The organism is Halomonas sp. HAL1 (assembly GCF_030544485.1).
Lineage (GTDB): Bacteria > Pseudomonadota > Gammaproteobacteria > Pseudomonadales > Halomonadaceae > Vreelandella > Vreelandella arctica.
The window spans coordinates 3,266,121-3,284,922 of record NZ_CP130610.1 but is presented as its reverse complement, the minus strand read 5'-3'; the positions used below and the strand labels follow the sequence as shown (position 1 = coordinate 3,284,922).

The window sequence follows — 18,802 nt, the reverse complement described above, 5'->3', positions numbered from 1 at the left end:
CACTACCTGAACCGCGGCGCGCTTAACGCGCCGCGCGATTGGCCTGCAACGTGCGCGTCAATAGCGCCCGCAGCGCCGCCGGTTTAACGGGTTTCAGCAGCAGTTGATAGCCCGCCCGCTTGATCTCTTCAGCCACCGCTTCGGTACGGTCAGCGGTGATCACAATCCCTGGAACCGCCCCCTCAAAACGCTCGCTGAGCGCTTCTAGCGCCATTAAGCCGGTGACTTCGTTATCCAGGTGGTAGTCCGCCAGAATAGCGTCTGGGTCGCCATCCATATTGCGCAGTATCGATTTGGCCCCACCGATACTGGTAGCCGTAAACACTTCGCAGCCCCAGCCGCTTAGCATGGCGGTCATGCCTTCCAAAATTAGCGTTTCGTTATCGATACACACAATCCGCGTGCCGCTTAACTTATGGCTGCCGCGCCGTGCCTGAGGTTCAAGCTCGCCATTGCTTGGCTCGCGAGCGGTAACGATCGGTACGCTAACCGAGAAAACGGCGCCTTTGTCCACTGTCGAGCGTACTTTGATGGGGTGATCCAGCACGCGGCTCATGCGGTCGGCAATCGATAGCCCCAACCCCAGGCCTTTCTCGCTCTCTTTGTGGCGTGACACCTGATCCAGGCGGCGGAATTCCTGAAAAATTTCGGTGAGTTTGGATTCGGGAATGCCGGGGCCGCTGTCCCACACTTCAATCGAGAGCCAGCCATTATGACGGCGGCAGCCCAGCAGCACGCGTCCCTCTTGGGTGTAGCGAATCGCATTGGATAAGAAGTTTTGTACGATTCGGCGCAGCATCTGCGGGTCTGAGTCGACCCACAGGTGGGTCGGTACCACTTCTAAGTCCAATCCGCGATCATCCGCCATCACCTCAAACTCGGCGCGTAACGGGCGAACGATATCCGCCAGGGCAAAGTGGCTACGTCGCGGCGTCAGGGCGCCTGCGTCCAGCTTGGAGATGTCTAGCAGGGTGCTGAGCAACTCCTCAGCGGCTTGCAGCGAGTTATCGATATGGCCGACGATGCGTTGAGTATCGGTCGTCGTCACGTTTTGCATCAGTGCAGAGGTAAACAGCCGTGCCGCGTTAAGCGGCTGCAGCAAATCATGGCTGGCCGCGGCCAAAAAGCGTGTCTTGGAGGCGTTGGCGTCTTCCGCCAACTGCTTGGCCTGACGCAGCGCTAACTCGGCCTCGGCGCGGACCCGGTTCTCCTGGCGTAGCGCCGAGTTGGCTTCAGAAAGCGCCTGAGTGCGTTCACGCACGCGCTCCTCAAGCGTTTCGTTGGTCTCTTTCAGGGCAATTTCAGCCTGGCGGCGCTCGGTAATATCCTGATAAAGGGCGAAAAAGCCCAGAATCGCCTGGCTGTCGCCAAAGTGCGGCGTATACGTGACCAGCATGTAGCGCATGGCCTCATTCACCCGCAGCGAGACTTCAAAGCTGACCCGCTCGCCATTCAGCGCACGGGCGACCCATGGTGTGCGCTCTTCCGCCTGCTTGACCGGCAGCACGTCTTCAAAACGACGGCCAATAACGGCGTTGCGGTCAATATTAAACGCTTGCTCGTAGGCGCGGTTGGTAAATAAATAGCGGCACTCTTTGTCGAAGTAGGCAATCAGCGCTGGCACATTATCGGTATAGATACGGATATTGTTTTCCGAGCGGATCAGTGCCTCTTCGATCCGCTTTTGCTGGGTAATATCCTGATAAGTATACACAAAGCCGCCGCCGGGCATCGGGTTGCCCTGTACTTCCAGCACGCTGCCATCCTGGCGGTAGCGCACGTAGCGGTGGGGCTGGCCCTCGCGGATATTGTCGAGCAACAACTGTACGTGCTCTTCCGGGTCTCCTGGGCCATATTCGCCGTTGTGGGCATTGTAGCGGAAGATGCGGTCGATGGGCGCGCCCACACGAATCAAGTGATCAGGGAAGCGGAAAAGCTCCAGGTAACGCTGGTTCCACACCACCAAGCGCAGGTTCTGGTCGACCACGCTGATGCCCTGGTTGATGTTCTCGATGGTGGCTTGGAGCAGCGCCCGGTTGAACTCCAGTACCTGGGAAGCTTCATCGACAATCGAAATCACATCCGAGATGCCGATGCCGCGCCCCTGCAGCGCCGAGTTAACCACGATACGCGCCGATGAAGCGCCGAGCACCGAGGCCAGAAAACGTTCAGTAAACTGGATAATATCGATTGAGGCGCGGGTGCCGTTGTCCAGGGGCTTGCCTGCACGACGGGCGTAATCTTCAAAGGCGCGATCCACTTGGCCGGCACCGAGGAAGCGCTCGCAAAGCACTTTTAAATCACCCACGGTCGTCGCGCCTGTCCAGGGGCGGTTGACCGATGTCTGGCGTGTTTCCACACTATCCACGAACAGCGAGGCTTGAATACGCTCAACCACGCGCTGTGAAGTGACCTGAGAGACAAAGATATAGCAGAACAGGTTAATCCCGAGTGAGAGCATGACGCCGTGGGTAAAGCTGTCGCCCAAGTTGAGCCCAAACAGCGCCGTGGGTGATAACCAGTTAAGCCCCAGCGGGCCGCCTTCAAGCCACATTGTCGGAAGCACCCCGGCATTGATCATGGCGGGCATTAACAGGCTATATACCCAGATGGCAAAGCCAGCGTTCATGCCGACAATGACCCCGAGGCGATTACCGCGTTTCCAGTAAAGCCCACCAATCACCGCGGGGGCAAACTGCGCGGCGGCGGCAAATGACAACATGCCGATCGAGGCCAGCGAGGTGAATTCGGCTATCAGTTGGTAGAAACCGTAGGCCATAGCTAGTACGGCGACAATAGTCAAACGCCGCGCACGCAGCACTAGACGGCCATAATCCCGGGCCTTGGTGTCAAACCAGCGCAGCCGGAACAGCGCCGGAATTACAATCTCGTTGGAGATCATGATCGACACGGCCACCGCGGCAACGATCACCATGCCGGTCGCTGCGGAGAAACCACCGATAAAGGTAAGCAGCGTCAGCCACTGCTGCCCCGACGCCATGGATAGCGCCAATACATAGGTGTCCGGCTCGACTCCGCTTTCGGAAAACATCAGCAGCCCGGCAGCGGCCAAAGGCACCACGAAAAAGGCAATCGCCAATAGATAGAGCGGGAACAGCCAGCGGGCCTTGGTGGCATCATCAGGGTGAATATTCTCGACCACCGCTACATGGAACTGGCGGGGGAGACATAGAATCGCCAGCATGGCGAGCAGGGTTTGCGCCCAGAAGCTCTGGCCAAAGTCCTGGTTGGCCAACTGGCGCTGAAGCTCAAGCTGGCTTTCGGCGTGGCCCATTAACTCACCCAGGCCATCGAACATGCCCCAGGTGACAAAGACACCAAGGATCACAAAGGCCAACAGTTTGACCAGCGATTCAAACGCGACGGCGTGGATCAAGCCTTCGTGGTGTTCGGTGGCATCGGTATGCCGAGTGCCAAAGAGAATCGCGAAGATAGCCATCACAATGGCAACGTAGAACGCCGTATCGCCAAACAGCGGTGTGTGGGTCACATCGGAGGCATCGGTGAGCACACTAAAGGTGGTGGAGACCGCTTTCAGCTGTAGCGCGATGTAGGGCAGGGTGCCGACCAGAGCGACCAGGCTGGCAAAGGCGGCCAGCGACTGGGTTTTGCCGTAACGGGAGGCGATAAAATCGGCAATGGAGGTAACGTTTTGGTGTTTGGCAACGCGGATCATCTTTGCCAATACCGGCCAGAACAGTAAAAACGTCAATATCGGGCCAACGAAGATACTCGCAAACGACCAGCCCGCAGTGGCTGCCTGGCCCACAGCGCCGTAAAACGTCCACGATGTACAATAGATCGCGAGCGCCAGACTATAGATGATCGGGCGCCGCCGAGTGGCGCCATGGGTACGCGCGCGGCGGTCACCGTACCAAGCAATGCCGAACAAAACGGCAATATAGAGCAACGATACCGCTACCAGTAGCCCGCCGTGAAACATGCCTTTCTCCCCGCCAGAGTGTGCGACCCACTTATTATGTGTGCTAAACGTGCGCTAATAAAAAATGCTTTATTCTAGGCAAAATAGGGGGCCATGTACGACCACTACTTAGACTTACTGTTATCTTTAGGCCTGTTGTTACCTCGGCTTTCTTTATCTATGCACATACGTTGCTGAGTAGCGGTGATGTTTCGCGCAGCGTGCGTATTTCTTCAAGGATAGGGTCGCGGGAGTCTTGATCTAAGGGCACTAACTCACGGCTCTCACAATTGAGTAAATAAGGCTGGGTAATCAATATATCGGTGTGGTGACGCTCAAACTGATAAAGAATAAATTCTGCTAAGCGGGTGCCATCCTGCTCACTGAAACGAATACTTTCACTATCCACCATGCTGAACTTGGTGGTCATCGGGAAGGCAAAAGTCCAGGGACGCCATACGGCGGTGGTGCTTTCGGTTGAAATAACCGTCGCAGTCTCGGGAAGCTGCGCCTGCTTGTGTTCAAACCAGCTGTACTCCACCTGAACTTGATAGCCCAACATACCCAGCGCGCCAAACACCGGTACGATCCACTTGGGCAGACGTTTGCCGCTCAGGTTGCGCAGTATCAGGCCAATCCCGGCGGCCGCAAGGCCCGCAAAAACGGCGGCGATCAAATGCCATATCATAAAATATCCTTTCTAAAAGCCGTCTATAAGAGCTATCTATAAAAGCCATCGGGCCTCCGTTAGGAAGCCCGATGGTGAGGTCGATTCCAAAGCGTTATCGCTGTATTGCGATAACGCATCAGGAAGTAGTATGACTTAGTGATCTACCGCCATACCAGCACCTTTGGGATAGCGAACGCTTTCCACCAGATCCTGAATTTCCTGCGGCGGTGCCGCGGTCACTCTGGAAACTGCAAAGGCAATCGCGAAGTTGATCATCGCGCCCACCGCACCGAAGGAGAGCGGCGAGATGCCCAAGATCCAGTTGTCAGGCGTATTGGCCAGCGTGTTGGTGCCGGGAATGAAGAACCAGCCCAGGTACGTAAAGATGTACAGCAGGGTGCAAATCAAGCCCGCCAGCATACCGGCGATCGCGCCAGAGTTGTTCATCCGCTTGGAGAAGATACCCATCATCAGCGCAGGGAATAGCGATGCACCAGCGATACCAAAGGCGAGTGCCACCGTTTGTGCCGCAAACCCCGGTGGATTAAGCCCCAAGTAGGTGGCCAGCAGAATCGCGCCGCCCATGGAGATTCGAGCCGCTAACATTTCGCCTTTTTCGGTGATTTTCGGATTGATCATGGTCTTGATCAAATCGTGACTGATCGCCGACGAGATCGCTAGGAGCAAACCTGCTGCGGTAGAGAGTGCTGCCGCGATACCCCCTGCTGCAATCAAGCCAATGACCCAGCCGGGCAAGTTGGCAATTTCCGGGTTGGCGAGTACCAGGATGTCGTTATTAACGGTTAGCTCGTTGCCTTCCCAGCCACGGTCGGTGTAGTCAGTTGCATCATTGTAGAACTGAATACGGCCGTCTTCGTTGGTATCTGTAAAGTTGATCAGGCCTGTCTCTTCCCAGGTGCGGAACCAGTCAGGACGCTCTTCGTACAGGATCGGATTGTTTGCTGCTTCTTCGTAGTTTTCGGTTTGGCCAGCCATTTCTGGGTAGACCGTGGTCATCAGGTTCAAGCGTGCCATAGAACCTACCGCTGGTGCGGTGAGGTAAAGCAGTGCAATGAACACCAGCGCCCAACCGGCAGACCAGCGTGCATCAGCCACTTTAGGTACGGTGAAAAAGCGAATGATAACGTGGGGCAGACCGGCGGTACCGACCATCAACGACAGCGTGAACAGCACCATGTTGAGTTTATTGTCCACATCGGCGGTGTAGTCTTGGAAACCAAGCGCATTGACCACATCATCCAGTTTTTCCAGCAGCGGTACACCGGATTCAGTGTGCGTGCTGAACATGCCGAACATCGGAATCGGGTTGCCGGTCAGTTGGAAGGCAATAAATACCGCAGGAATGGTGTAAGCGATGATCAGAACAATGTACTGAGCTACCTGGGTATAGGTAATGCCTTTCATACCGCCAAACACGGCGTAGAGGAAAACGATCAGCGCAGCTAGCCAGATACCCCAAGTGTTGCTGACTTCAAGAAAGCGTGAGAACGCCACGCCCGCACCGGTCATCTGGCCGATTACGTAAGTGACTGACGCTACAATCAAACACACAATCGCCACCAGGCGAGCGGTGTTGCTGTAGAAGCGGTCACCAATGAAGTCAGGCACGGTGAACTTACCAAACTTACGCAGGTAAGGAGCTAACAGCATCGCAAGGATAACGTAGCCACCGGTCCAGCCCATAAGGAAGGTGGAGTTAGCGTAACCACCAGAGGCCAGCAGGCCCGCCATTGAGATAAACGATGCCGCTGACATCCAGTCAGCCGCAGTCGCCATACCGTTAGTGATCGGATGAACGCCGCCGCCCGCGACGTAGAAGTCTTTTGTCGAGCCTGCTCGTGCCCAAATCGCAATGCCGATATAGAGGGCAAAGGAGGAGCCTACGAACAGTAGGTTAATTGCAAACTGGCTCATACCGGCTTACTCCCCAAGTCCAAATTTTTGATCGAGCTTATTCATCTTCCAGGCATAGAAGAAGATCAGCACGATAAACGTTAAAATGGAGCCCTGTTGTGCAAACCAGAAGCCAAGATCGGTGCCGCCGACCGAAATACCGGCGAGCAGTGGGCGAAACAGGATAGCGCATCCGTAAGAAACAAATGCCCAAACAGCTAGGCATCCGAAAATTAAGCGGACGTTAGCTTTCCAGTATTCAGCAGCATTAGTTTTGTCGTCTGCCATTGTGTTGCTCTCCACTTGTGATTTTTAAGGTTGGGAAAGTTCACGAGGAATAGCGTGTGACCCATCAGGGCAATCGCACGTCGAAAGCCACTCAATCGTAAGGAGTGGTGAGCCAGCTTTCGTCAACACATCCCCTTATTATTCGATATAGACTTTCGAGTTAGTAAGTGACGTGCGATTACCCTGCATGACTCATTGTTAATACTGGGCAATAAACACAAAAAAATAAATCCCAGACTTTGGTATCAATAAACAGCTAAAGTGCTCTTTCGTTTTTGTATGTGGTTGAAAATACGAATTTTTAGGCGCTTTTTAAGCGAAGTTTGCAGGCGTTTGCAGAGCTATAGGACGATAGTCTAGTGAGCAAATATAAGTGGTTATTGGCTACTTTAAATACATGGCAAGCATTTTAAGGCTAATCGTGATTAGTAGGTGTTGAGACTTTGGTCGTGTATCAAAAGTCGCTTCGACCTTAGCGTGATAGCTAAAGGTATAACGACGTTATACTTGCTAGTTGGGAAGTGAATCCTTTATACCCGTACCACCACCTTCACATAATAATCGATTACCGTTTTTGAAGCGTTGGAAAGGCTCCTTTGATGTTGATCAATGTCGGGCGGAGTGCTTATTTACTTTATTTTCTAGTTCGCCTTTAGTTGAATGAGGTCATGCACAATGGTCGATGTGGATCTATCCCAACTGCCGTTCACGCTTCTTGACGATGAAGGTCGTGACCACATTCGCCGTGGCATTGATCTTGCGTATTTTGACCGCGACGAAATAATCCTAGAGACCGGGCAGGCGGGAGAGTTTGTTTACCTGATACATAAAGGTGAAGTGGCAGAAATCGACCCCACGCTGCCCTCGTCTACCTCGCGTATTGGTCATTACACGGCCGGGGACCTATTTGGCGCGATCAGCATTCTCAATGGTAAAAGCCGCTATCGTTTTAAGGCCGAGCAGGAGTGCTTGTGTTACCTACTGCCCAAAGCGTTGTTTCAGCAGCTTTGCCGTCATTACCCGGATTTCAGTAACTTCTTTCGCCAATCGCTAACGCATAAAGCGCGCTTACTGACTGAAAAGCGTGCCGAAGGTGGCGTCACCATGGCGGGTTTTATGTTGGCCAAGGTAAGCGAATGCATGCGTGCGCCGCTGTTAATGGCGGCGGCTACGGATATTGCCAGCGCTGTGAAGCAGCTCAACGACAGCCACGCCGACAGCCTGCTAGTAGAGACTCAAGGCAAGCTAGGCATGGTGACGAAAACCGACCTGCTCAATGGGTTGGTATTGGGTGGTAGCGCAGTGTCATCGCCGCTTGATGAGATCGCCCATTTTAATCTAGTCACCGTCGCGCCGGATCAATACTTGTTTGAAGTGCTGGTACTGATGACGCGGCATAAAGTGACGCGGGTAGTGGTGCTTGAGCAAAACGTTCTCAAAGGCGTCGTCGAACTCACCGACGTACTTAGCTATTTCTCCAGTCGCAGCTACGTGGTGAGTCTACAAGTCGAACAGGCGGGCAGTTTGGAAGCACTGTCGGCGGCCAGCCAGCGCACACCGGAGCTGGTGAAGGCGCTGATGGCACAAGGCGTAAAGCTACGTTTTGCGATGGATCTACTCGCCGCGCTGAATGGCCGTATCATGAGCAAGGCATGGGAATTCACTATTGCTGAGAAGTACCGCGAACAGAGCTGCATGATGGTGATGGGTAGCGAAGGGCGCGGCGAACAAATACTAAAAACCGATCAAGATAATGGCTTGATTCTCGCCGACGACGCGCAGTGGCCGGATCTTATGAGCCACATGCAAACGCTCACCGATACCCTAATCCAGCTTGGCTACCCGCCGTGCCCCGGCAATATTATGGTCTCGAACCCTGAGTGGGTGGCCACGGTGTCACAGTGGAAGAGCAACATTGCCAAATGGGCAAGCGAGCGGGATGGCGACAGCCTGATGAAGCTGGCGATTATGCTTGATGCTCATGCTGTGGCCGGTAACCCCGGTCTGCTTGAGAGCGTACGAGAAGAGCTATTTGAACGCTGTTCTCGTGATGAGCTGTTGCTTTCGTACTTTGCGCGCACGGCGCTACGCTTTTCCACACCGCTGACGCTGTTTGGCTCGCTGAAAAAGCCTCAGCACGGTATCGATATCAAGAAAGGTGGCATTTTTCCCATTGTTCATGGCGTTCGCACCATGGCGCTTGAGCGACGGATCAAAGCGACCTCAACACTGGATCGTTTAGACGCGCTGGCCGCCGATGGCCGCTTGGATCGCCGGTTCGCCGACGACCTGGGCGAAGCGCTGGCGCTGTTTTCCGAGCTGCGTCTCAAACAGCAGCTCACGGCCCTAGAGGCAAGTAGCACATCGCAAGAGGCGAACCGCACCAATCGTGTCGTGGTGCAAAGCCTCTCTTCGCTAGAACGCGACTTATTACGTGAAGCTTTGCATATCGTCAAAGACTTTAAGCAGCGGCTTTCCCATCGTTATCATCTGGAGTATTCGTGAGCGGAATGCGGCTGTTAGATCGACACGTGGCACTTTTTAGCGGCTCCTTGCGCACCTTATTGCGCCGCGAAAGCGACCGGCGGCGCTGTGCTGATTCTCCCTATGCCTGGCTCTTTCAGCCCTATATGGGCGAAGAACTAGTAGCGCTTGCCTGCACATCAACGCCAACGCCGACGTCACCTGTGATCAGTTTGGCCGCCGTGGTGCTTAGCCAACAGCAGGTGCGTACCAGCCGTGCTTTTGTGCTGACGTTAGGCGCACCGGGGCAGGCTAGCAATGCATCGCTGCGTCGCCACCACCTGCTGAGCCAGGCGGGGGAGGTGGCGGCGCCAAACCGCGACAATTTAAATGCGTTAGTAGAGTTTATTGGCAATCGTCCTATTGTCGGTTGGCAGTTAGACAAGCGGATTGGAGCGTTAAATGCGTTGCTGAGAAAGCGGTTGGATTTCGCGCTGCCCAATGCCCAGGTCGACGTGGAAAAGCTGCACCAGCGCCAGCTGCGGCGCTTGCACCCGGAGATAGAGGCGCGGAGTAGCTTTGCCCAAGCGCTGGCGTGCTGGCAAGTACCCGCGATGGGGATGCAGGGTGTGTTAGGCGAGGCCACTTCCAGTGCGCTGCTCTATATGCGCCTGCAGCGCATTATGGCGGAGGCTGCTTAGTGATAAGCAGCTCTGCATACGAGTAGTTGGGTCAGGGCGGTGAGTGTTGTTAGAATAGCAGTCACTTTTTTCTTGAATGCCTTCCACCCTCGGCAGTGCTTATACCATGCAATCTCTTGATCATTTTGACCCTGCTTCCCTCGGAGCCGCCCTCGCTGATGTTGAGCAAGACTCGCCAGAGCTGGCCGATGCTAAGCAGAAACGTGAATTTAACAAGCTGCAAAAGCGCCTGCGCCGAGAAGTAGGCAATGCGATTATTGATTACCAGATGATCAATGAAGGCGACCGTGTGATGGTCTGTCTCTCCGGCGGCAAAGACAGCTATACGATGCTGGAGATTTTGCGCAATTTGCAGCGCAATGCGCCGGTCAATTTCTCACTGGTGGCGGTCAATCTGGATCAAAAACAGCCCGGTTTTCCCGAGCACGTGCTGCCTGCGTATCTGGATAAGCAGGGCGTGGAATATCACATTGTCGAGCGTGATACTTATTCGGTGGTGAAAGAAAAAACGCCAGAAGGTAAAACGACTTGTGCGCTCTGTTCACGTCTGCGCCGCGGTTCGCTGTACGGGTTTGCTGAAGAGATTGGCGCCAATAAAATCGCCCTGGGCCACCACCGCGAAGATATCCTTGAAACGCTGTTTCTCAATATGTTCTTTGGCGGCAACTTAAAAGCGATGCCGCCTAAGCTGCTTTCTGATGATGGTAAAAATATCGTCATTCGGCCGCTGGCTTACTGCAAAGAGGCGGATATTGCCGAGTTTTCACGGCTGATGGAATTTCCGATTATTCCCTGCAATCTATGCGGTTCGCAGCCCAATATGCAGCGCCAGGTCGTCAAAGAGATGCTCGCTGAGTGGGACAAAAAATTCCCCGGCCGTCTGGAAAGCATGTTTAAGGCGGTAACTAATATTGCGCCTTCCCAGCTGGCGGATCGCAGCCTGTTTGATTTTGAAGGGCTAGAAGCCAAACAGGCAGAGCTATTGGCCGGGCGCATTCAGGCATTTAACGTCAGTTAACCGTTTGCTGCTCCTCTTCGGCGAGGGTGATTAAGCGCTGCATATCAAGAATATTGACCTCTCGCCCGGACACCGCCACTACGCTCTGCTGCTGAAAGCGGCTTAAAATACGGCTGACGGTTTCCACCGCTAAACCCAAATAGTTGCCGATATCGGCCCTGGGCATGGAAAGGCGGAAACTGTAGGGCGAGTAGCCACGGCGACGAAAACGATCCGAAAGTGTTATTAAAAAGCTCGCTAGCCGCTGGTCGGCAGTTTTACGTGACAGCAGGCGCATCATGCGCCGGTCATCGCGTAACTCTTTGCTCATGCTGCGATACAGTTGGCCACGCAGTTCGGGCAACTCCTCTGAGAGTGAGTCCAAGCGATCAAAGGGAATCTCGCAAACGGTGGTCGTTTCCAGGGCAATTACACTTCCTGGGTAGTGCTCCTCATCAATCCCGTCCAACCCCACTAGCTCGCTCGGGAGGTAGAAATTGGTCAGTTGCTCGCTGCCGTTTCCCTCTGAGGTGACCTGTTTCAAACTGCCTGAGCGGACCGCATAAACGCTGGTAAAGCTGTCGCCTTGGCGAAATAGTGGCTCGCCTTTTTTCAGCGGCGCACGGCGTCGAATAATGGCATCGAACTGCCCCACATCGTCTATCTCAAGGGCAAGCGGCAGGCACAGTGAGCTCAAGCTGCAGGTTTGGCAGCGAGCTTCATGGAGTAGCGAGCGTCGGCGGCTCATGGGTTCCAACATGCGTAGCTCCTTGCGTAGCGTCTTGGGTGTCAGGTAATTCTCACGCTGGGCTGAGGTAGGCTTCCTTTATTATGGAAGCTTCATTTCGTTAGCGATAGCTTGTTTACACAATCTTTGAGTAGTGCGTGCCTGAGTGCTGCGGTAGGTGAGCATCAAACGCCATGGCTAAGTGACGAATTAGCAGTCGGCCCATAGGCGTCGCGCTAAGCTGGTCGCCGCTGCGCGTCAGCAGGCCATCTCGCTCGGCGCCCTGTAAGTGCTCAAGCGCTTGCGCAAAGTAATGCGGGGCATCAATTTTCCAGCGTTGACCGATGGCGGCCAGATCAATGCGCATATCACACATTAGTCGCTCAATGACGTCCCGGCGTATCAGGTCATCGTTACTTAAGCGCAGCCCGCGAACGGTTGCCAGCTGGCCCTGATCCAGCGCTGCTTCATAGCGGGCCAGATCGCTAGGGTTCTGTGCATAGACATCATCGACGCGAGAAATTGCCGACACGCCAAGCCCGATTAAGTCGCACTGGGCGTGGCTGGAGTAGCCTTGGAAGTTGCGCTGTAGCGAGCCTTCGCGCTGGGCGATCGCCAAGCTGTCATCAGGACGAGCAAAGTGGTCCATACCGATGTGCACATAACCGGCCGCGGTGAGCATCTCTATCGTGGTACGCAGAATCGCCAGCTTCTCTTCGCTGCCCGGCAGGTCATCGACATTTATCCGCCGCTGGGGGGCAAAGCGCTCGGGCATGTGGGCGTAGTTAAACACAGAAAGCCGTGCTGGATTTAACTCGATCACTTGGCGCAGGGTGTCTGCAAAGCTTTTTTCAGTCTGAAAGGGCAAGCCGTATATTAAATCGAGATTGAGCGAATGAAAGCCCAGCCGGTGCGCTTCATCCATCAGCGTCTCGGTGAGTACTCTTGGCTGAATACGGTTAATGGCTTTCTGCACCAGCGGGCTTAAGTCCTGCACGCCTAAACTGATGCGATTGAAACCGAGCGATTGCAGGTGGCGCAGCGTAAATACGTCCGCTTCGCGTGGGTCGATTTCAATCGCGTAATCGCGATCAGACGCGGACGAGAGACCAAAGCGCGCGTCCAGACGATCAATCAAGTCGCCCATCTGGTTCAAGTTAAGAAACGTCGGTGTTCCGCCACCCCAGTGCAACTGCTTCACCGGTCGTGTGGTATCCAGGTGGCGAGCGGTCAGCACCATTTCACGGTCAAGCCGGGATAGGTACGGCTCGGCCAGGGCGGTGTTCTTGGTGGCGATTTTATTACACGCGCAGTAAAAACAAATCTTGCGGCAGAAGGGGATATGCACATACAGCGAAAGAGGACGGTGGCTGGCATTGCTGCGCTCTAACGCCTGAGTCAAATCGCTCGGGGTAAATTGGTCGTGAAACGACAACGCCGTGGGGTAAGACGTATAGCGCGGGCCGCTGGTATCGTAACGGCGCAGCAAGGCTTCATCCCACTTTTTCTGCTCCGGTGCTGCCCCGGCCATGGTTGAAGTCATCGTAGAAGAAGCCGCGGGGGCATGAACGGGCATGAAGTGGCTCCGGCGTTAAAAGGGGCGTTTTAAAGGCTGTTTTTTCAAAGCCAGAGCCAGCCTAACGCGCGGCGCCGATATAAATATTGAGCCATGTCATGTTAATGCAGGTTGTGTGCTGTGAGTGTCCACAGCTGCCACAGCGCAAAAGCAATGATCGTCAGCGCGGCCACGCTGCGCGTTGCCGGGTGACGAATCAGGTGGCTTAACTGGCGCGCGGCAAGCCCGGTGGCCAGCAGCGCAGGCAGCGTGCCCAGCCCAAACGCACCCATCAACAGTGCGCCCTGGAGCGGGTCGGCAATCGCTAAGCTCCAAGCCAGCATGGAGTAGACCAGCCCACAGGGCAGCCAGCCCCATATCGCCCCCAGCGCAAAGGCTTGGGGTAAATGAACTACTGGCATTAAACGTCGCCCTACCGGCTCGATGAAGCGCCATAGGCGGCGGCCTACCGCTTCCACTTTCAGCAGCCCTTTCCACCAGTTGGCGATATACAGCGCCATCAGGATCAGCATCAGCGCCGCAAACACTTGTAGCAGCATTCGCGCCGTGGCTGAGAGGGAAAACAGTGTGCCTAGTAGAGCTACCAGTGCGCCTGCGCTCATATAGCTAGTAATACGACCTGCATTATAGCTGAGCAGCAAGCCTCCCATACGCGCCGGATGGCGCATGCTGGGGGGGACTGCAAAAGTGAGCGCGCTCATAATGCCACCACACATGCCAATGCAATGGGCGCCGCCCATCAAACCAAACACGAACGCCGCCAGCAGTGGCGGCAGGTCAAGGCCGGTTGGATTCATGGCCGGGGCTCTTGGTCGTCGGTTGAGTTTTCGGCGGGGATAGTCGGCTTTTGCTTAGCGCGCTGAAGTTGTTGACGCTGTTCAGGGGTTAGGTCGTTCTCATCTTCATCAAACAAAATGCGGTGCGCCGGGCCTTCCAAGTCGTCGAACTGATCATTTTTCACCGCCCAAAAGAATGCCCAGACGGCGAGGCCCAGCAGAATAAGTGAAAGCGGAATGAGTAGATACAGAATCGTCATGCGGTTACCGGTGTTGAAGCGCTTGGCGAAGAGGCGGGCGGCGTCGTACGCCAGCGTGACAGCCGCAGCGCGTTACCCACCACCACTAGCGAGCTGAGCGACATACCAATGGCCGCCATCCAGGGTGGCACCAGCCCCATGGCCGCCAGCGGCAGCGCCGAAAAGTTGTAGCATACTGACCAGATCATGTTCTGGCGCATGATACGCCGGGTCGCGCAGGAAATCTCGATAGCCTCAAAAATCCGCATCAGGCGTGGGCTGAGCAGCACCGCGTCGGCGCGGGTGCGGGCTAAGTCCGTCGCACCGTTCATGGCAATTGCCACATCAGCACCGGCTAACACCGGCACGTCGTTGATGCCGTCACCAATCATCACCACGGTTTCGCCAGCGGCTTGAAGCTCTTTCATCCGGGCCAGTTTGCCTTCTGGGCTGGTGCCTGCGTGCCACGTCGTTATGTTGAGTTGGTTGGCCAGGCTCTCCACAGCATCGACGGTATCACCGGAGAGCAGCTCCACGGTTAGCCCCTGGGCCTGTAGGGCTTTGATCGTGGCAGCAGCGTCATCACGAATGCCATCATGAAGACCAAACCAGGCGCGGGGTTCGCCGTTTTCGCTCAGCAGCAGCCATTGCCCCCTGGCGGGTGCCGAAATGGGTTCTCCAGTGGAAAATTCTGGTTTGCCCAGCTTCCAGCGCGCGCCGTTTAGCGTGCCCTCTAGTCCTTGACCGGTATGGCTATGAATATCTTTTGCCTGAAGCGTTGCATCCCGAAACGGACGAAAGGCGCGGGCGATAGGGTGTTCTGAGTGGGCTTCGAGCGCCGCGGCAATCGCCTGGGCACGATCGGCGGTTAATTCGCCGAACGGTTTGGTCTGGGTCAGGTGCATCTCGCCGCGGGTGAGCGTGCCGGTTTTGTCAAAGATTACCCGGGTTACGTTGGAGAGCGTCTCCATGGCATCGGCGCGGGTGATCAACACGCCGCGCTTGCGCAATTGGCCGTGGCCTGCGGTCAGGGCCGCGGGAGTCGCCAGTGCCAGCGCACAAGGGCAGGTCACGACCAGCACCGAAAGCAGTACCCAGAGCATCCGCGAGGGGTCGATAAACCACCAGGCGATGGTGATGCAGGCGGTCACCACTAACAGGCGAAGTACAAACAGGTGGGCCATGCGTGCTGCCATCTGGGCCAGCCGCGGACGGCTGGCAAAGGCGCGGTCGGTGAGATCGACAATGCCCGCCACACGGGCATCGCGCCCGGCGTGGGTAACTCGGATCACCAGCGGGTTTTCCATGTTCTGACTGCCGCCGATAATGCGGTCGCCCACCCGACGGGTGACCGGTAGATATTCGCCGGTCAGCATGGATTCATCCAGGCTCGATTCACCCTCCTCGATCACGCCATCGGCAGGCACGCCGTGGCCGGGCTTGATCAAGACTCGATCATCCGGGGCGAGTTCGCTAGCGGGCAGAATGCGTTCGCTGCCGTCGCTTTCCAGTCGTGTGGCCGAGATTGGCAGTACGCCGCTCAGCGCATTGCCGCTATGCCCACTGCGGCGCCTGGCGCGGCCTTCCACGTAGCGCCCAAACAGCAAAAAGAAGGTGAACATGGCGACCGAGTCAAAATAGACCTCGCCGACGTTAAACAGCACCGCATAGCTGCTGGCAAGATAAGCTCCACCGATCGCCAGCGACACTGGCACATCCATCCCCAGTACGCCGGTGCGCAGGTCGCGCAGGGCATTGCGAAAGAACGGCTGGGCGGAGAAAAATACTACCGGCGTTGCTAAGGCAAACGAGAGCCAGTGGAACAGCGCGTAGAAATCGTCGCTGATTTCACCGGGGCCGGAGACATAAATGGGGATCGAGAACATCATCACCTGCATCATGCCTACTGCAGCGATGATCAATCGCCGCACGTTCATGCGCTCTTCATGCTGCATGCGTGCTTGGGCTTGATCCGGTTCGTAAGGTTGAGCGTCGTAGCCAATTGCAGCCAGTTCGGCTAGTAGTTGCGAGAGTTTAAGCTGCTGCGGGTCCCAACTCACGCGCAGTCGGTGGTGGGTTAAATTAACCGCGCTGGTGGTAATTCCCTCCAACGCATTCAGGCGGTGTTCAATCAGCCACGCACAGGCGGCGCAGGTAATGCCTTCAATGGCGAGGGTGGCTTTGACGTTGCCCTCATCACCATCAGGGTGAACAAACTGCGCCTGCAGGCCGGGGTCGTCAAACACCGACCACGTGTCTGCTTTGGCGGCTTGGTGTTCATCGGGGCGTTCGGGAAGTTCGGTCCGGTAGCGGTAGTAGCTCTCTAGCCCGCCGTCGACAATGGCATGAGCCACCGCTTCGCAGCCGGGGCAGCAAAGCGGGTGGGTGTGGTCATCCAGGGTAATCGTCCAGGGTGCCGCAGCGGGCACCGGGTTACCGCAGTGGTAGCAGTCAGAGGCAGGCACGGCGTTGCTCATTCGCTTTCTGGACGCCCTCCTGGCAATAGCGCGACGCTCTTTTCTTTCGGGAACGTCGCTTCACCCGTCAGGCGCCAGTCGGCATCTTCTAGTGCGGGCTGAATCTGTAGGTACCAGCGGTAGCGCAGGTTGTCGGGCCCCTGGGTGATATAGCGGCCGTCACGGACATGCTCAAGTATGAACGATTGATCACGGTCATCCTCGGTAGGGAAGATGAGGTCCAGATAGAGCTTGTCGGGACGCGCATCGCCGCTTAAATCAACCACGATGTCGCTGGTCATCGGATCAAGACGTAGCTCGGCGCTTAAGTTCAGAGCGCGCGCCTGCTCCTGCTTGGCAAGTACCATATTAATGGCTTTGCCATGCTCGTAGTAATCCTCCTGCACTACCATGCCATCAAAACTTTTAACTGACATAACGGCAAAGGTAATGCTGAACATAATGGATGAGAGCAGAATGCCGATCAGAAACCATGGCCAAAACTGCTTGTACCAGGGGATCACCTTCTCGCTAGAGGGTAGGGATGACATCGTCGTTTATCTCCTAATATCGCCCAGGAAGCGGGCATCCCGCTCAAGGCGAATACGTTCGTCTTGCTGAGCCTGCAGTGTGAATACAATGTCGTGACTGGGTTGCTGTAGTTCGTCAGGGCTAGCGGTCACCGTAACGACTTCTAAGCGCGACTCACCCGCAGGCACGTCAATCATATTGCTCTCTAAGGCTAAACTGGGCAGCCCGGAAACGCTCAGCTGGTAAGTGTGATCCTGGTCATCAAGGTTACGAATGGTCAGGGTAAACACATTACTAATCAGGCCGTCGCGGGTCGTTTGGTAAAGTTGGGTGCGCTCGCGCTCAGCGTCAAAGTTAAGTGGCATGCGGTCATTAATCGCCCAGGCAAAAGTGCCTATCATTAGCACCAATGCGGCAAAGTAGCCTAGCAGGCGAGGGCGCATTATATGGCTCTTTTTGCCCTCAAGCGCGTTTTCGGTAGTGTAGCGTATCAGCCCTCGTGGGTAGCCCATTTTGTCCATCACGCTGTCGCAGGCGTCGATGCAGGCGGCGCAGGTGATGCACTCATACTGCAGCCCATCGCGGATATCGATGCCGGTGGGGCAGACCTGCACACACAGGTCGCAGTCGATACAGTCGCCGTAGCCCGATTGCCGCGCTTCCTGGTGGCTCAGCCCTTTTTTGCGATGCCCGCGAGGTTCGCCGCGGGACTCATCGTAGGAGACAATCAGGGTGTCACGGTCAAACATTACCGATTGAAAGCGGGCATAGGGGCACATATAAATGCACACCTGTTCACGCAGCCAACCCGCGTTCAGGTAGGTGAATACCAGGAAAAAGCCCACCCAGAAGTAGGACCAGCCATGGGCTTCAAATGTTGGTAACTCCGCCACTAAATCGCGAATCGGTGTGAAATAGCCCACAAAGGTGATGCCGGTAGCGAGCGCTATCAGTAGCCAAGCGGTGTGCTTGGCAGTTTTACGCCACGCCTTATCCGCTGTCATCGGCTGATCGTCGAGCTTGATGCGCCGATTACGCGAGCCTTCGATGCGGTGTTCAAGCCAGATAAACAGAAAGGTCCAAACGCTTTGCGGGCAGGTATAACCACACCACACCCGACCAGCAAAAACGGTAATAAAGAACAGCCCAAAAGCACAAATGATCAACAGCCACGACAGCAGTATGAACTCCTGCGGATAAAACGTGGCGGTAAAGATATGGAATTCACGATTAGGCAGGTCGAATAGAATGAGTGGCCGGCCGCCAAGGTTAATCCAGGGCACTAGGAAAAACATCATCATTAACGCCCAATTAGTACTGCGGCGTAGTTTCTGGAAAATACCTTTAATTTCTCGCACATAAATGTGACGCCGTTTGGCGTACATTTCCTGAGTAACCGGTTGTTGTGGAGGAGTGTGATGCCCCACCGGATTCGGCGTGACGTCTTGGGTCGGTATCTTTTCCATGGCGGTATTCCCGGCTCAGAAGGCAGGAGAGAGTGCACCCTAGTCTCGTAAAGGC

14 protein-coding genes are annotated in these 18,802 nt (G+C 55.5%); 3 read left to right on the top strand and 11 right to left on the bottom strand.

Annotated features, from left to right (window positions below):
• Positions 1 to 22 precede the first annotated feature (22 nt).
• From Q3Y66_RS15390 to Q3Y66_RS15375, 4 genes are all read right to left on the bottom strand, one after another.
• A complete protein-coding gene (locus Q3Y66_RS15390) occupies positions 23 to 3,964 on the bottom strand; it encodes a NahK/ErcS family hybrid sensor histidine kinase/response regulator (protein ID WP_008955965.1) in 3,942 nt (1,313 codons plus the stop codon).
• 157 nt (positions 3,965 to 4,121) lie between these two features.
• Positions 4,122 to 4,631 carry a hypothetical protein gene (locus tag Q3Y66_RS15385; protein ID WP_008955966.1) on the bottom strand — a complete coding sequence of 170 codons (510 nt, stop codon included), beginning with the start codon at positions 4,629 to 4,631 and terminating at the stop codon, positions 4,122 to 4,124.
• A gap of 135 nt (positions 4,632 to 4,766) precedes the next feature.
• Entirely contained in the window at positions 4,767 to 6,548 is a 1,782-nt protein-coding gene (locus Q3Y66_RS15380) for a sodium:solute symporter family protein (protein WP_008955967.1), read from the bottom strand.
• A gap of 6 nt (positions 6,549 to 6,554) precedes the next feature.
• Complete coding sequence (locus Q3Y66_RS15375) at positions 6,555 to 6,815, bottom strand: DUF4212 domain-containing protein (RefSeq protein ID WP_008955968.1); 261 nt, start codon at positions 6,813 to 6,815, stop codon at positions 6,555 to 6,557.
• A 675-nt stretch (positions 6,816 to 7,490) separates the two neighbouring features.
• Between Q3Y66_RS15375 and Q3Y66_RS15370 the strand changes: the two genes are divergently transcribed.
• From Q3Y66_RS15370 to ttcA, 3 genes are all read left to right on the top strand, one after another.
• Positions 7,491 to 9,320 (top strand): DUF294 nucleotidyltransferase-like domain-containing protein, encoded by a 1,830-nt coding sequence (locus tag Q3Y66_RS15370; protein WP_008955969.1) that lies wholly within the window; start codon positions 7,491 to 7,493, stop codon positions 9,318 to 9,320.
• Between the two features lie 5 nt (positions 9,321 to 9,325).
• Complete coding sequence (locus Q3Y66_RS15365) at positions 9,326 to 9,979, top strand: DNA polymerase III subunit epsilon (protein ID WP_008955970.1); 654 nt, start codon at positions 9,326 to 9,328, stop codon at positions 9,977 to 9,979.
• Between the two features lie 106 nt (positions 9,980 to 10,085).
• Entirely contained in the window at positions 10,086 to 10,997 is a 912-nt protein-coding gene (gene ttcA / locus Q3Y66_RS15360; RefSeq protein WP_035586014.1) for a tRNA 2-thiocytidine(32) synthetase TtcA, read from the top strand.
• Here ttcA and fnr read toward each other — a convergent pair.
• From fnr to ccoG, 7 genes are all read right to left on the bottom strand, one after another.
• Positions 10,990 to 11,736: a fumarate/nitrate reduction transcriptional regulator Fnr gene (gene fnr, locus Q3Y66_RS15355; protein WP_008955972.1), complete on the bottom strand. Its 747-nt coding sequence runs from the start codon at positions 11,734 to 11,736 to the stop codon at positions 10,990 to 10,992. The genes ttcA and fnr overlap by 8 nt on opposite strands.
• A gap of 103 nt (positions 11,737 to 11,839) precedes the next feature.
• Positions 11,840 to 13,279: an oxygen-independent coproporphyrinogen III oxidase gene (hemN, locus tag Q3Y66_RS15350; protein ID WP_008955973.1), complete on the bottom strand. Its 1,440-nt coding sequence runs from the start codon at positions 13,277 to 13,279 to the stop codon at positions 11,840 to 11,842.
• 101 nt (positions 13,280 to 13,380) lie between these two features.
• The gene (locus tag Q3Y66_RS15345; protein ID WP_008955974.1) at positions 13,381 to 14,076 is read right to left on the bottom strand and encodes a sulfite exporter TauE/SafE family protein; all 696 of its coding nucleotides are present in this window, start codon (positions 14,074 to 14,076) and stop codon (positions 13,381 to 13,383) included.
• A complete protein-coding gene (gene ccoS / locus Q3Y66_RS15340; RefSeq protein WP_008955975.1) occupies positions 14,073 to 14,315 on the bottom strand; it encodes a cbb3-type cytochrome oxidase assembly protein CcoS in 243 nt (80 codons plus the stop codon). Before ccoS ends, Q3Y66_RS15345 begins: the two co-directional genes overlap by 4 nt.
• Positions 14,312 to 16,771 (bottom strand): heavy metal translocating P-type ATPase, encoded by a 2,460-nt coding sequence (locus Q3Y66_RS15335; RefSeq protein WP_008955976.1) that lies wholly within the window; start codon positions 16,769 to 16,771, stop codon positions 14,312 to 14,314. The genes ccoS and Q3Y66_RS15335 overlap by 4 nt, the downstream gene beginning before the upstream one ends.
• Entirely contained in the window at positions 16,768 to 17,301 is a 534-nt protein-coding gene (locus Q3Y66_RS15330; protein ID WP_008955977.1) for a FixH family protein, read from the bottom strand. The genes Q3Y66_RS15335 and Q3Y66_RS15330 overlap by 4 nt, the downstream gene beginning before the upstream one ends.
• Positions 17,302 to 17,307: 6 nt before the next feature.
• Positions 17,308 to 18,747, bottom strand: a complete 1,440-nt coding sequence (ccoG, locus tag Q3Y66_RS15325; protein ID WP_008955978.1) for a cytochrome c oxidase accessory protein CcoG — start codon at positions 18,745 to 18,747, stop codon at positions 17,308 to 17,310.
• Positions 18,748 to 18,802 lie beyond the last annotated feature (55 nt).